Here is a 12,776-nt window from a genome sequence, read left to right on the forward strand (position 1 = left end):
TTGAACTTTTTGGTCTCAAAGGGGATTGCCAATGACGGCAAGGGGTGAAATGTGCGATTCAAGGTTTCGTCGACGGCTTGCAAGACTGTTTGCGGCGGGGGTGGTGTTCGTCACGGCTTTGGGGACGGAAGCAGCTCCGGCGCAAACGGCCGCAAAGCCGCTTTCGCGCAACGATGTGTCCATCCTCTTCCCTCCACCGCAGTCGTCGGCTGACCTGGCCAATCTGATCGCGGCATCCGATCTCGCCGGCCCCACTGGATCTCCGCAGCGACTTTTTTCCGACGCAGACTTCGCACGCTTTATTGCCAACGCCGAGAATCCCGAGCGTCCGGGAGTGCCAGACTCAGGTGTACGCCACATCCAGCTGCCCGATGCCGTGAAAAAGATCGACGCCTGGTTTGTTGCCGGTATCAGAATCGACCCGGGCGCGCCGGGATTGTCGCCGGATTTCATTGCCCAGTTTGGCCGACAACCGCAAATCCGCCTCATCATTCAGCCGGTAACCAATGGACCAGACGGATTCAAAGTTCATGACACCGCCGGCCACCTCATCTTTAGCTTTAACCTCGACCCGGATACGCCTCTCGACGGTTGTGCGCCGTTTCCGCGGTTCAAGCCGGACGATGAAGCCTTCAAGGCAATCATTCGTGACGTCGCGACCTTGCGCGATCAACTTGCAGCCGGACATTTTGGCAATGTCAAAGTTTCGACTGCTGGTGATCTGAATGTGCATCCGGGCCTTGTTGGGGCGTCGGCAAAGGCGTTTCGTGATGCCCTCAAGGCCCTACTTGAGAAGCATCTTTCACCGCAGCGCCTCAACACCATGGCTGTCATGGGCATCTCGCCGCCCGAGCCCTGGATTTTCGTCTCGATGTTAAGGGTCCCGCAGGCTGGCTTGATACCCGTGCCTGGCCCAACGCTTGATGGCGTACACGCAGCGCAGATGTTCAGCATCATCGGCGGAAAACACGTCATCCCGCAGCCGGTTACCAACAATCAGAGCCCGATCACCTGTCGTCACGCGGCGTTGCAGAATCCGCCTTTAGCAGCCGCCGATCGCAAGGGTGTTTCGACATCCGAGTTCATTGATGGCAACGTGCCCAACAGTCGCATACTCGAAATCGTCAATATCATTGCCGACCCGAAGAAAAGCCACTTCTTCAATACCGATTGCGTCAGCTGTCACACCGAGACGGCGCAGCCACTCGCCAGGAAAGTTCCAAACTTCGCAGTGCCAGGGGTGGACCGAGCGGTCTTGCCAAAGGAAAACTGGAATGTTCGTAATTTCGGTTGGTTCCCATCGTTCTTGCAGGGCGGGCCGGCGGCGGCGACGATAACGCGACGCGCGGCAGCCGAGACGGCCGACGTGGTCGCCTTCATCAATAGCCAATTGCTGAACAAGTAACAGACGCTGTCGCCGTTTGCGGCTGCCCGCCGGCCCGGCTGAACGCGCGAAAGAGATAGATGGAGTACTTGCTATGGGGAGACGTTCTTTCGGCTCTCGCCTTTATTCCTGGGTGAGGCGCTGGCCTCATGTCGCCGGGCTGTTGTTCGCAATCGTCGTCGTCGCGATTGTGTCGGCCGGCTTGGTGTATTTCGCGCCTGAGAAGGTTCGCGATGCAGCTCTTAAAATCAAGAACGACGCAAATCTCCTCGCTCAGCTGCTGCCTGCTACCTTGCCGGAGCCCTCGAAAATCGAAAGCGCCTATTGGCTGCCGCAGAATTGGAGCTCGCGCCAGCGTTACTGGTTTCACCACACCTCGCAGGGGACGGCGACCATACCTGTCCCTTATCAATGGTTCCTGGCGTTGGAGCGCCCGGAGCTGTCCTTCTCTTACACGAGCTTGACGGACGACGACTACTTGCGCCGCCTTGGCTTTATCCCGAGTCCTAGCTCAAAGGATTTCGCCCGTAACGCGCCCTCATACGGTTATCACGAAGATGGGTCGAATGCGGGCGGTGGGAGCCCCGGTTGGACTCCAAACCTACCCGACAATCCAAATGGCTTGCCTGTCGGGTTTGCCATCCTTAAGGGCGGCGTCGACCCGGCGACGGGAGGCTCGTACGAAGATCAGATCGGATTGACCTGCGCCGCCTGTCATACGGGGCATCTGGAGTACAAAAATGTCAGCCTTCGGTTCGACGGTGGGCCGGCGATGGTCAATCTCGGGGAGGTTGAACGAGTCGTCGGGCTGTCTATCGGCTACACGCTGATTTTGCCGTGGCGGTTCGAGCGTTTCGCCAGCAGACTGGAGCAGATCAAAGGTCAAGGCGTTGATCGAAAGCAGCTTCGAAGCGATCTGGACCTTGCACTTCGAAAGATCAAAAAACAAAAGGCGCAGAGCGATAGCCTTTTGACGGAACAGGGAGTTGCGGACCTCGATGAGGGTTTCGGTCGACTTGACGCGCTGAACCGGATCGGGAACCAGGTTTTCTATAGCAACCTACTCGATCCCCTGACCGGCGAACTCACGGATCCACTCCTCAAGGGCAACTTAGCCCGCCACGATGCGCCCGTGAGCTTTCCGCCGATCTGGGACACACCGTATTTCCTCTGGGCGCAGTATGACGCCTCCGTCCTCAACGAACTTGTTCGCAATTCAGGCGAGGCGCTCGGTGTCAGCGCGAAAATCAATATGACCGCGCCCGCGCCCGGACGGCCACTGTTTGCCTCATCGATACATCTATCCGACATCGCGCAGTTCGAAGAGCTTCTGCGCGGCGCCGATCCCTTTTCGGCGGCCGATGCAAGCGGAAAAAAATTTACCGGGCTTATAGCGCCCAGGTGGAAGGACGCACAGAAAAAATTTCGGAGCGACCCGGCATGGGGCATTGACGAAAAGCTCGTTGAAAATGGCCGCGATGTCTATCGCGCGCACTGCTTTGAATGCCACCGAGGACCGGTCAACGATCCTGCCTTCGACAGAAGATGGCCGGAGGATTCGTTCTGGAAGCCTGAGAACCCCGATCGCTCCGCCAAGAACGAGAAGAATTGGGTGGACATAGGGGGCCGGCATTATTTCAATGTGGTTCAGATGCCGGTCACGGCGATCGGTACCGATCGTCAACAATCCGATGTCCTCACGACGCGCCGCGTTCACCTGCCCGAGTCACTTGGATTAAGTCCAGTCGACGACCTCAACAGAGCCTGGGCTTGCGGCCTTCCAGTAAGCAAAGGGGCAGATCCTCTTTTCGTACTCGCACTCATGGACGTGGTCGGAAAGACAATTGACCAATGGATCATTGCGAACGGCACCTCGCAAGAAGCCAAGCAGCAGATCTGGGGACCCAGGAAGAATTGCCAAAACCAACGAGTCTACGTCGGGGCTCGGGCGAGCCATAACGGAAAGGACGAAGATGTTCTTGCCCTCGAACCTCAATATCGGGCGCGCCCGCTGGATGGTGTTTGGGCGACAGCTCCGTATCTGCACAACGGGTCCGTTCCGACGCTAAGAGACATGTTGTTGCCGCAGAAGGAGCGGCCGACGTCCTTCTGCGTTGGCAGTCGCGAATTCGATCCAATCAATGTCGGGCTTGTTACGAAAACACAAGCGAGCGACGCCTGTGCGGCTGGTCTGACGGAATTCAATGTGTCGCTGCTTGGAAACGCCAATCGTGGACATTCGTTTGAAGGCAAGGAAACCGACTTAACGAAGCTGCCGCCTGGTGTCATCGGGCCAGAATTGAGCGACGCCGAGCGGCGCGCACTTGTCGAGTATCTCAAGACGCTGTGAGAGGTCCGTTGCGAGCACGTGGAAAGTCAAAGCGAGACCCTTCGAATTGTCGAAGCCGTTGGCTCATGTCGTCCATACGAGCAGCTCTTCCCTCGGTCGCTTCTCGTGTATTCCCCTGAGGTGGGTCAAACGCCGTCGCATATCACAGATTGTCGCTGTGGAACCGGCTTTCGAAGCATCATTCTTTTTGCCGCAGGGGGTCGGCAGCGCCTATGCGGGGACGACTACCGAACTACCACGCGACTGCACGCGATGCGATGTTTCATAGTTACAAGGTGGCATTTCTGTCCGACCTGACCGGCCTGGATATGGGCTACGGAGCGCTCTAGCCGGAGAGGTCCATTCTTGCGACGCTCGCGATTTTGGCTTCTTTACTGCGCACATGATGACTGCCGATGACCTGATAACTCGCCTGGAGCTCCGTTAGCGATCGGGCCGAAAAGCCCACTGGATAATGGCCGACCGTGTTGATCATCATCGGGCCGATGATCGTCACGACGACAAGTTAGGAAGAATCGGATCTTCACTGAACGGACGGTTGATAACCGATAGCGCATCAGGAGCAGTGAATACGCGGTTGCGGGCATAGCCGGTCCGTCCACGAGAATCTTGCGCTCGACAAGCTGCTCCGCTGCTTGGGAAGCTGCCTGCACGGTGATGTCGAGAAGCTTAGCCAGGCGCTTCACGGTTAGAACTGGATGATGGGGTAATACATTGAGCGCGAAGACTGCCGGAGCCCTGCCGGAATTTTCGACCTTCGCGCCACATAGCGCCGAGTGTGGCCGAGGCCTCGCGAGTCCTGAGCAGCTCGTCGGTTGTGCCGACCATTGCATCTGCCATGAATCCAACCGCTTCATGCCCTCAAGGCGTTGCTGCGCCGCCTTGAGGGAATCATAATAGGCAGTTTTATGGTATCCATTCGGCGTAGGCCGCAGGGTTACCGCCTGAGCAGTCCAGGTTCTCTTTGTAGAACCTGATCATCTCGATGGGACGTTCGATGCCGAAGTCGGTGAACGCCTGGATGCCGCCTTCGCCGACGCCATAGACCCAGATGGCTCCGTCCTCGATCTCCATTTCATTGGCGACGTCTCGAAGCCAATCGTCTTCGCCGAGGTCCCTCGCGACCTGGGTGATGGTGGTGACGTGATGGACCTTGTTGAGGTGGGTGGTCATGGCGCTCGAGCGGAAAAATACGCAGTAGGGGAATGCACTTTTAAAATGACTGGAAGCTCCAAGAGGCGGCGCGTATAGCTCTGCTAGGTTTGATCGAGTCACGAAAATCAAAATTCAGGGAAAGCGCGTATGACGCCGGAACAGTTCCAAGCACTATACCCTCACTTAATGGGTTGGATTCATCAAACACTACAAGCATATTCGAACCAGGTAAGGATCGTAAGTTCGCTTGGATTCCCGAGACTGTCGCAATACTTCAGCGGAAATCTCTTATCGTCGACCAAGGTTGCCGTCGTCGAACGGGTTCCGATGCCGCCACTATCATCTTTAGGATTCAGCCAGTTCGCCGAATTCGAAGACGGCGATTACAACGGTATCACGTACCTGGACACATTTTTCGTAAAGCGTCGCGCTGCGTCCAGTGAGCGGCTCCACTTTCATGAACTAGTCCATGTTGTACAGTGGCGATTGCTTGGTCCTGAAAGGTTTCTCGCGACGTACGCCGATGGATTGGAGAAACATGGGTATCGCCAAAGTCCGCTAGAGGCCATGGCTTACACCGCCGAGGACGCATTTTGTCAGTCCAACGAGAACTTTAATGCCGAGAAGCTGGTTGCGGACGAACTGGATCGAATGTCAGGGGGCGTTTAGCGAAACGCGTGCACGATCGGGGACACCGTCGCGGATTCATCGCAGTGAGAAAAAATGGCTCAATCTCAATGCCGTCGTTGAATCCGACAATTGCGACGACGTTGGGCAACGGATTTGTGCCTTTGAGCCGCCGCCAGGTCGTTAATGTGGTCATCACCAGCTTGAACACCATCGGCCTGGCGGTGGTTGGCGACAAGGAGCCCTTCGTCCGAAAGGTCCTGTATCGCCCGGTGGCGAACACATGCTCGATGGGATAGGTGGTGCGCAAGTGATCCCCAATGTTCGGCAAGAAAATCCTAGAAGGCCAGCAGTGTGTCGCGATCCTCGACCAGGCGTTCGACCGCCCGGCCATACTTGGCGAATGCTTCTCGGCGAAGACGTCGGTCGCGGGTTCGGCGGACGCTGGGCTCGCGCCCGATAGACCTCGCGAAATCCTTCTTCATGGTGGCCTGCACCGAGACTGGGACCTTGTTCAGGACGTTCACGGTCTGTGTACCCAGCATTATGGTGGCGTGTGCGGGGAAAGACCCCATGCTGCGCAGCGGCACGGGACTCAATCTCCTCCAAGCCCTTACGTCCGACCCCACAATGCAAGGTGCCGGCACGTTCCACTTCACATTCGATGTCGTGCTTTTCGACAAGTTCGAACACTTCTGCGTCCGCGGCCGAGGTGTTCAAGCAACCGTTCTCCAAACGGCGCGCGGAGTGCGTCCGGAAGCGCGACAGGCATGAGCCACATGCCCGCATTCACGAGCCCGACATTCTGCCCGGAGCCGCCGAATCCTATTTCAGACGCCTCGAAAAGCGCAACACGCGCTCGGCCTTCAGCAAGATGAAGGGCCGCCGACAGCCCGGTATATCCGCCGCGAATCACGACGATATCCGCTGCAGGTTCACCGGTAAGGGAAGCAGTTTCCGGCGCTGGTGGCGCAGTCAGCGCCCACAGTCCGTGTGATCGTCGATTGTTTCGCATCCGCCAATCCCGTTCAGCTAGCTTCTTGATCGACCCGAGGTCCAGCAGCTATCGTGAATAGCCGTGCATCCGATGACAGCGATGTGTCTGCGGGAGTTTTGGAGGTTGGTGCGCTGCCTCGACCTTAAATAAAGGCCGGCGGATAATTCGCCCACTCGGCTAGATGGATGTGACGGGTACTCTGTCGGTGGTCAGGACGGCTGCAGTCCCAGTCGCAGTTGAACCACCCGAGGTCGTATCCCGCGTTGGAGAACACGGTGCTGTCCCGGGCCGGTGGATGATAGACTTGACCCAGCGGCCGACGGCCAACCGCATCCACGAGTCGTCGCCGACGATGCCTGCCGACGTGGCGGCCGTGCGTCTCGACGATCTGGACGTCCGGTGATGATCGCGTCGAGATCAATGTCGGACGGCGAGCCATCGCTCGGTCCGAACGGCCGCCACTACCGGGCACGACGTGCTGATGGAGGGCAAGAACATGAGTGGCATAGTCGACGTGAAGTGCACTCGCGCCGAGACCGGAGGCGAGACCCTTGCGGATCGAGGTGATCGTGACCAGCCGCGGCGAGGACCGTGCATCCCGAGCGCGTTCGCTACTCGCTGCTGAAATCCCCGGCCTCAGTCAGCATGTCGCGCATCGTCAGCATGGTGCGCGGGTCGTTGCCGAACGTCGGGAGCTTCGCGCATCCGCGCCTGATGTTGCCCTTGGCCGTGATCATGGAGTACATGGCCCGCCAGCGTCCTCCAGTACAAGAGGAACTTCGGTCCGGGCTTGGTCCTAGACTTCCTCGGACTCACTAGAACCTCCTGGTTGACTTGCCGCGCTTCGTGTCGTGAATTCGCATCAGGGTCTCGTACTGCGGCTCGTTCAGGTAGCCCTTCGCTTCGTAGTACTCGGACAGCGACGCGAGAAACATGACGGTGCTCAAGTCGTGTCTGCGCTTGGTCAGTTCCTTGAGATAGGTTCCGATGTTGTCGTCGTATATCTTCTTGGGCTCGGTCTTCGGCCTCCGCGGATCGGCCCTGCCGGACTGCCTCGTCCCCCGCTTGCTCGGCGGAGTTCGGTAGTCGGTCGAGGCGGGGGAGCCGTAGGACTTGGGCGCCGGAGTCGCGAAGCCGGACACGACATCCTCCCACGTCTTGCCTGCGGAGCGTATCAGCTTGTTGGCCATGCGCATGGCGGTGATGGCCTCGCCGTCGTGGTCGGACGCCGTGAGCCTCAGAAACTTGAGCAGGCGCTCGCGGTCTATTATCATCCCCTCGTCTCCTCTTCGATCGCAATCGCGAGCCACTTCCTGATCTGCGCTAGGTTCTTGTGACCGACACCCGGAAGAAGCAGCATGTCCCGGTCGGACATCGCCGCCACCGTCTCAGAATCGATTAGCTCGATCGTGAGATGGCGCATGATGGCGTGACCACCGCGCATCTGCCACAGCCTTATGAACGCCGGGCTGAAGAAGTACAGAAGCACGGCAGTCGGCGCGCCGATAATCGGAATCGACAACTGCAGAGGCCCGGAGCGGTCAGTGACCAGACGACAGGTGCCGCGAAATGCGCGCGGTGACCGGGGAGGCGCTGGCGTCAACGCACAGAAGATAGCGAGTATCTTCATCTGGTGCCGGATGTTTGTGGGTTTGCACCTGAGTCTCCATTTCGAATGAGCCAGGCAGCACGCGTCGGCCCGCCGCGTCTGGTCGACCTCGTTGCGGGCCGTCCATCGTTGAAGAGGGAAATTGTCGAAGTTCCCCTCCTCGAGTCGGTCCGACAGGGCTCTGCCTGCGGATTCAAGTTTGAGTTCGCGTCCGCGAGTCATCGCCAGCGCGGCCTTGGATTTCGGCTGAGGCAAATCCAGTCGACGCCGGCCTGGACCGGCAGCCTGCCGTTCGTCTCGATCAAGGTGAGGAACCCGAACTTCTCAAGCGCTCTCACGAGATGGTCGCCGGCCCGCAACAATGGTTCTCCTCCCCTAGGACGCAAAGACGATAGCCCTTGCCGCGCGTCCATTCGGATGCGGTCGCGTCGGCGAGGCTCCCTTGTGCCGGCGTCTTTCGCTCCGTCGACGCCGATCAGTCCCTGCCACAGACGCGACGCCGATCCTGCTGGCGTCCGGACCAGAGATTGTAGCCGTGGCGCGTACAAATCCGAGAAATCACGAGCAAGAACGAGCCTCTGGGCTAGTTCATTGCGTGTGCCATGCAGACGATGCAGCGTCCACTACAAGATCCGGTAGATGCCAAAGCCAACTTAGGCCCTGGGGTCCCGCCCTATTCCCCCGCCGATCATCACGGAGGAAACAGAAGTGAACGCAAACGGCGAGAAGCCAACAAGGGGCAGAGCGGCACAATATGACCGGCATAACCGAGGTGGCCACGTCACGTACAGCTCAATCGGGGTCCTCACTATTCTGCTAAGGCACCTAGTCGGTTACGATAAACGGGGACGTATTCCTACGGAAAATCGACCTGGCAAAATCAGCTTGTGGAACGTCAACCGAGCAATCACGGCGATCGACCGGCGCAGACGAACTTAGCCGCGGCCGTGCAAGATCGGATGCGGAGAGCGCTGCGCTGAGTACGCGGTTCAGCGAATTTGGAAACGCTCGCGACACGTTCATCCATGAATGAGCGGATACGGAATTCGCCATCGACAACGAGCGCAATGTGATGCCCAAGAAAAAACAGCACGTCGAGTTATCGGACCCGAATCTCCCGGCCTTATCCTGCGGCTCGCTATTCCATCTGCTGTTGGATGCGCTACAGCAGCTCGTCAGCGCGACCGTTGTTGGCGCAACTTGGCGCGCAGGCGATCGCAGCTGTCAGCATGACCTTGCCGATCGTGGTCCTGCTCGCGGCAGCCGCACAGGGGATCGGGGTTGGAATAGCGTCGCTCATATCTCGTCATCTGGGCGCTCGTGAATACTTAGAGGCGAGTCGAGGCGGAAGTACAGCGCTCGCGCTCACTGCCCCGATCCATAGCTACCGGCGCTCTGCTTCCAAATCTGCCAGGGATATTCGCAGCGCTCGGAGCAACTCCAACCATCATGCCCGTGGCGCTCGACTACGCGGGAACGCTTTTGTTTGGGTACACTCTCATGACGATGGACCAAAAACGGCGGCGCTTCCTCGCATGCCTCCATCGGCGACGTCTTCGTCTTGGCGCCGAACGGCGGAACGATCGCCCGCATCAAGTCCTGCGCAGGGGCGACCTTCACGAACCTCGTATTGGACGCGGCGCACGACGCATTGCTAATCACGGAATCCTCTAGCTGATCACTGTTGAGGGTTGCTCGATGACAAAAATGCAGCCCCCTTCGGGATCCTGAATAAGGCGCAGACCCGCCTGCTTCGCGCGTTCAAGGCTGAACTCTCGTCCGGGGCCACCTAATTCAGAAAGTAGCTTTTCAACCGCTTCTGCGATCGCGTCCTCATCTCCTGGCGCGCCTCTGCGCGAAAGCCGTGCCCCGTGGGCGGGCCTTGCGCTTCAGCGCCAACACGAACATCCGTCACGTCAATCCCTTTTGAGGAAATCCGTCGTCAAAAGGATACAGAGAACTCAACTGAGAGCAACTATCAAGCTCGGTAGTGAATAGGGCCTCCGCACCGCTATAAGCAACAGAGGTGAGGTAAGTGCAAGATGCTGCCGTTCTCTGAATGGACCGCGGCTTGACCGGCTGCGAACTCATGATGGACTTTCTTCGATTGGAAAATAAATGAACCAGACGGCACATTCGCGCGTGCGCAAGCCGGCCATGCCGATCAAACAGTCGTAAGAGTGGTTGCTGATCGTCACTCACGAGCTATCATTCCGTAAACCGTGCACCATGATCATCGCCGCGCCATAGGGCGCATCAGCCCGAAGGTGAGATTCCCGACAGTCGCGTGCGTCACTCAACAAAATTACGCGAAGAGGTATCATGCGCGCGCCCGACAAAATCGTCAGAACAACATCGCGAAGGATTCTGCCTGCTCATGCACTATCTTAAGCTTACCTCGAAGAAACGATAGATAACGACATGCGCAGCTTGTTTGGACCTTCGCTCCTCGTTTAAAGGGTCGTCACGGAACGGGAGTGGTTGCGATGGAGTATGGGCAGGCCGAATTTGTCGGAGGTAAACCTGTAACCTTCGGACGGCGTAAGGTGCGGCCGCGAGCGTGCGTGGCCGTCGGCAAGCGGCATCTGCGCGCATTTCTACGGGATGTGCTGGAGGATATGGGGTTTATTATCAGCGAATGCGGGACTGCTGACGAGCTGCCGCACGTACTCTGCACGGAGCTCCCTGATCTGATCCTGCTCGGCATTGGCTCGGATAGCAGCGAGCCTGGACGATTGCTCGAGATACTCGTACGCGAAAAATTTGCAGGCAGAGTGCTGGCATTCGGTGCCCGCGAATCGATCATCATGACGGCAGTGGAGCAGGTCGGGGGCGAATATGGACTTGCTATGCTGCCGCCGCTGAGGACGCCGTTTGCAGCCGAAACGCTGCGCGATCGGGTCGCCATGCTCTTGCCCAGAGAGCCGGCGCTCCGTCCCGCGGTCCATGTCGGAGAAGCCTTACACGCTGGATGGCTTGAGCTCTGGTATGAGCCGAAGTTTGACGCGTGTACCCTCAGCCGCCGCGGCGCCGAGGCGCTTGTGCGAATGCGGCACCCGACCTGGGGCGTTGTTCCACCGGCCTATTTCATCGCAGAGCCGCACGATCCGCATTTTAGAGAGTTGTCGGAGTTCGTGATCGACCGCGCAATCAAGGATTGGCGGTATCTTCTGGAGCAGAAAACTTCAATCGATCTCTCCATCAATCTCCCGGCAGCATTCCTGATGGACCCGCAGGCGGTACGCGATCTGTGTCAGCGCATGCCGTCGCACCCCGCTTTCGGCGGCTTGACGATTGAAATCGAGAGCGAGGAAGCCATCCGCAATCTAGATCTCCTGATCGAGGTCGCGCGTGAGGTTCGCTTTTACAACATAGGCCTTGCAATCGACAATGTCGGTGCCAATTGGCCGCAGCTGATGGGGGTGGAGAGATTCCCGTTCATGAAATTGAAAGTGGACCGGCAGTACGTCTCGGGTTGCGGAAATGGGCCCCTGAAGCGAACGGTGTGCCGCCAGATCGTCGATCTAGCCAAAGAATACAGTGCGCGCACCGTCGCCGAAGGTGTGGAGAGCCATGCCGACCTGATCGCAGTGACCGAACTCGGCTTCGACCTTGCGCAGGGCCATCTGTTCGGAAAGGCCATGCCGTTGAAGCAATTTGCGCAGTCATCTTTCAGTACTCCTCCACTTCTTCCAAACTAGATGCGTGAGGAGTGGCTGAGCACAGTCAAGCAAAGCGTAGCAGCGCGCGCCCACACCGCATGCTTACTTGGCGCCAGGCATGAGGCTGACTGCAATTATCGGTCAGTTTGCAAGGCCAGCGTCGCTCCTCCCGGCGCGACTTCATTTCCCACCGAAGCTTATTGTAGCACAAATCCGTTTTTGCAAGCCTCCAGCGAGTCAAGCCGCGGAAGTAAAGTTGCAGCCATGAGCGAGGCTTGCACAAACCTCCAGTCAGGGCGTGTGACCGGAGGTTTGCCGAGATCCGGCCTAGACGTGCGTCGGCTCGCGGCTTTTAGTCGCGCCGCCGGTTTCGGAATCATCCAGCGTCGCGTGGCCCCGCGCTGCCGTGCCGTACAATCCGACGGAAGCTCGCGGCGGTCGAGTCGCGACTTGCCCTCGGAGTACTGCCGAGGGCTCTCATAGCTTGAATTGGAGCGGCCTGTTGCTGTAGCAGATGCAACATGGTCTCAGCCTCCGGACAGCAAAATTGCGCAAATTGCCCGCCATTGAGCCTGTCTGTGTCTGGCACGGCATTTGAAGGATCGCCAATAGCATCGCTCGCCTAAGGAGTCGCAAGGCATGGCTTACAAGATCGTCTCTTCGCAATGCACCGTTTGTGGTGCATGTGAGTTCGAGTGTCCCAACGCGGCAATCAGCGTCAAGCGCGACATTTACGTTATCGATGCCAAAAAGTGTACGGAGTGCGAGGGCCATTCCGACACGCCGCAATGCGCGGCCGTCTGTCCGGTGCCTGACACCTGTGTCCCGTCTAAGACAGCATAAGCAGCCCGCGTAAGGCTTCATCGATGTCGTGAACGAACTAGTCGAAGTCGAGCTCGAAGGGGCTCTGTCGGAGGACACCTCAAATTTATCTCGAATAATGACAAGGCCGCTTCGGTGCTCCAGTGGCCGCGTTAGGGCTTGTCGTCGCT

Annotated in this window: 12 protein-coding genes and 2 pseudogenes; 6 read left to right on the forward strand and 8 right to left on the reverse strand. The window is 58.3% G+C overall.

The genetic code is table 11. From position 1 onward, the window contains the following. The first annotated feature begins 31 nt into the window (after window positions 1-31). Window positions 32-1,405, forward strand: coding sequence for a hypothetical protein (locus ABIC03_RS25605; protein WP_354062092.1), 1,374 nt, complete (start codon window positions 32-34; stop codon window positions 1,403-1,405). 73 nt (window positions 1,406-1,478) lie between these two features. Then, entirely contained in the window at window positions 1,479-3,734 is a 2,256-nt protein-coding gene (locus tag ABIC03_RS25610; RefSeq protein WP_354062094.1) for a di-heme-cytochrome C peroxidase, read from the forward strand. A gap of 325 nt (window positions 3,735-4,059) precedes the next feature. Here ABIC03_RS25610 and ABIC03_RS25615 read toward each other — a convergent pair whose 3' ends face one another. Beyond that, window positions 4,060-4,230 (reverse strand): hypothetical protein, encoded by a 171-nt coding sequence (locus ABIC03_RS25615; protein ID WP_354062096.1) that lies wholly within the window; start codon window positions 4,228-4,230, stop codon window positions 4,060-4,062. A 410-nt stretch (window positions 4,231-4,640) separates the two neighbouring features. Further along, the gene (locus ABIC03_RS25620) at window positions 4,641-4,907 is read right to left on the reverse strand and encodes a hypothetical protein (protein WP_354062098.1); all 267 of its coding nucleotides are present in this window, start codon (window positions 4,905-4,907) and stop codon (window positions 4,641-4,643) included. A gap of 129 nt (window positions 4,908-5,036) precedes the next feature. On the opposite strand from ABIC03_RS25620, the gene ABIC03_RS25625 reads away from it, so the two are divergent. Beyond that, complete coding sequence (locus ABIC03_RS25625) at window positions 5,037-5,558, forward strand: hypothetical protein (protein ID WP_354062100.1); 522 nt, start codon at window positions 5,037-5,039, stop codon at window positions 5,556-5,558. A 61-nt stretch (window positions 5,559-5,619) separates the two neighbouring features. Here the strand turns inward: ABIC03_RS25625 and ABIC03_RS39280 are convergent. The 6 genes and pseudogenes from ABIC03_RS39280 to ABIC03_RS25655 form a co-directional block, all read right to left on the reverse strand. Continuing rightward, window positions 5,620-6,086: pseudogene (locus ABIC03_RS39280) on the reverse strand (transposase); the annotation flags it as partial. A 12-nt stretch (window positions 6,087-6,098) separates the two neighbouring features. Continuing rightward, window positions 6,099-6,531 (reverse strand): annotated as a pseudogene (locus ABIC03_RS25635) (NAD(P)/FAD-dependent oxidoreductase); the annotation flags it as partial. Between the two features lie 593 nt (window positions 6,532-7,124). Further along, complete coding sequence (locus ABIC03_RS25640; protein ID WP_283018076.1) at window positions 7,125-7,259, reverse strand: hypothetical protein; 135 nt, start codon at window positions 7,257-7,259, stop codon at window positions 7,125-7,127. A gap of 69 nt (window positions 7,260-7,328) precedes the next feature. After that, window positions 7,329-7,787 (reverse strand): hypothetical protein, encoded by a 459-nt coding sequence (locus tag ABIC03_RS25645; RefSeq protein ID WP_283018077.1) that lies wholly within the window; start codon window positions 7,785-7,787, stop codon window positions 7,329-7,331. After that, the gene (locus tag ABIC03_RS25650; RefSeq protein WP_354062103.1) at window positions 7,784-8,377 is read right to left on the reverse strand and encodes a hypothetical protein; all 594 of its coding nucleotides are present in this window, start codon (window positions 8,375-8,377) and stop codon (window positions 7,784-7,786) included. The genes ABIC03_RS25645 and ABIC03_RS25650 overlap by 4 nt, the downstream gene beginning before the upstream one ends. A gap of 907 nt (window positions 8,378-9,284) precedes the next feature. Beyond that, window positions 9,285-9,422, reverse strand: coding sequence for a hypothetical protein (locus tag ABIC03_RS25655; RefSeq protein WP_283018958.1), 138 nt, complete (start codon window positions 9,420-9,422; stop codon window positions 9,285-9,287). Between ABIC03_RS25655 and ABIC03_RS25660 the strand changes: the two genes are divergently transcribed. From ABIC03_RS25660 to ABIC03_RS25670, 3 genes are all read left to right on the forward strand, one after another. Further along, entirely contained in the window at window positions 9,367-9,780 is a 414-nt protein-coding gene (locus tag ABIC03_RS25660; protein WP_354062632.1) for a hypothetical protein, read from the forward strand. The genes ABIC03_RS25655 and ABIC03_RS25660 overlap by 56 nt on opposite strands. Window positions 9,781-10,608: 828 nt before the next feature. Next, window positions 10,609-11,823 (forward strand): EAL domain-containing response regulator, encoded by a 1,215-nt coding sequence (locus ABIC03_RS25665; RefSeq protein ID WP_354062105.1) that lies wholly within the window; start codon window positions 10,609-10,611, stop codon window positions 11,821-11,823. Between the two features lie 600 nt (window positions 11,824-12,423). Next, the gene (locus tag ABIC03_RS25670; RefSeq protein WP_354062107.1) at window positions 12,424-12,627 is read left to right on the forward strand and encodes a 4Fe-4S dicluster domain-containing protein; all 204 of its coding nucleotides are present in this window, start codon (window positions 12,424-12,426) and stop codon (window positions 12,625-12,627) included. The last annotated feature ends 149 nt before the right edge of the window (window positions 12,628-12,776 follow it).

Origin of the sequence: Bradyrhizobium sp. RT6a, from assembly GCF_040547675.1 — a bacterium.
GTDB lineage: Bacteria > Pseudomonadota > Alphaproteobacteria > Rhizobiales > Xanthobacteraceae > Bradyrhizobium.